The sequence below is a fragment of the Amycolatopsis sp. NPDC003676 genome (genome assembly GCF_053587275.1).
This window is the reverse complement of record NZ_JBSFNS010000312.1, coordinates 1-1,327: the sequence shown is the minus strand read 5'-3', so window position 1 is coordinate 1,327 and position 1,327 is coordinate 1. Positions and strand designations below refer to the sequence as shown.

Here is a 1,327-nt window from a genome sequence, read left to right as displayed (position 1 = left end):
GCCAGATTCCGCGCCGCCCCCGGCGAATTGGTGTACACCGTGTCCGGCCGCACCAGCTCCGGCAGCGGTGGCGCGGGCATCGTGAACGGTCCTGCCGCCGAGGCGGTGTCGGGCTGGTCACCGTCGGGCAAGGCCGGACGGTCGCTGTCCCCCTGGGTCCACATGTCCGGAAGACTAATCAGTCGGTGGGTGTCATGCCGTGCGACGGTGTCGCGGGGGCGGATCCAGCGTGCCGCTGCGGCGGTCCGTCGCCCTCGTCAGGCGCCCGCGCCGACCGCGACTTCGGCGAACGACCCGACCCAGCGGTGCGGTGCGCGCGGCGGGTTCGGCTCGCCGTCGCGGTGCACGCCGACGACCTGCCATCCGGCGGCCACCGCGGCATCGAGTTCGTCCGGATGGTCGGAGAGGAACAGGATCTGCGCGGCCGGGATGCCGATGCGCTCGGCGATGACGTCGTAGGACGCGGCCTCTCGCTTGGGCCCGGCGCTGACCAGGTCGAAGTGGTCGGTGATCAACCCGGACAGGTCGCCCGCCTCGGCGAAGGCGAACCAATCCCGTTGGTTGCGTTCGGAACCCGAGGAGTACACGTATAGGGGGAGCCCGGCCGCGTGCCAGGCCGACAGGGCGGGCACGACATCGGCGAAGAACCGGCCGTGCAGCGCGCCCGCGCGGAACCCCTGGGCGCAGATCGCGCCCTGCGCGGCCTTGAGCGGTTCGGCCTTGATGTCGGAATGCAGCCAGCCGGTGAGGATCTCGGCGATCCGGTCGGTGCCCGCATCGGGTTCGCCCGCCAGTTCACGGGTCGCCGCGATCACCGATTCGGCTGCGCCCGAGGCGTTCTCGGCCAGCCAGTCGGGCAGCCGCTGCTCGGTGTAGCCGTACAGATCGTTGCGCACCGAGTCGGTGGGGCTGGTGGTGCCCTCGATGTCGAGGACGACGGCGCGGGTCACGGGGCGGTGAGCAGTTCGTCCAGCGTCGGGAAGCCCGCGCTGATCTTGTCGCCGGTGAAGCCGCCGATCCAGCCGTCGGCCTCCTCGAAGAAGCGGATCGCGATGAAGTCGGGCCGGGTGCCCATGTCGAACCAGTGCAGGGTGCCCGCGGGAACGGAGAGCAGGTCACCCGCCTCGCAGACCGTCGCCAGCACGGCGTCGCCGAGGTGCAGGTAGAAGCAGCCGCGACCGGCGGCGAAGAAGCGCACCTCGTCCTCGGCGTGGCGGTGCTCGTCGAGGAATTTGGCGCGCGCGCCCGCCGCGGTGGCGGGCCACTCCGGGTTGTCGTCGTCGGGGTGGATGCGGGCGACATCGATGTGCTCGTAGCGGCCCGCGGC

Annotated in this window: 1 protein-coding gene and 1 pseudogene; both read right to left on the bottom strand. The window is 71.7% G+C overall.

Features of this window, described 5'->3' with window-relative positions; genetic code table 11:
• Positions 1–257: 257 nt before the first annotated feature.
• Positions 258–950 carry an acireductone synthase gene (gene mtnC, locus ACWDNU_RS45990; protein ID WP_355280727.1) on the bottom strand — a complete coding sequence of 231 codons (693 nt, stop codon included), beginning with the start codon at positions 948–950 and terminating at the stop codon, positions 258–260.
• Positions 947–1,327 (bottom strand): annotated as a pseudogene (locus ACWDNU_RS45985) (cupin); the annotation flags it as partial. The gene mtnC and the pseudogene ACWDNU_RS45985, both read right to left, overlap by 4 nt.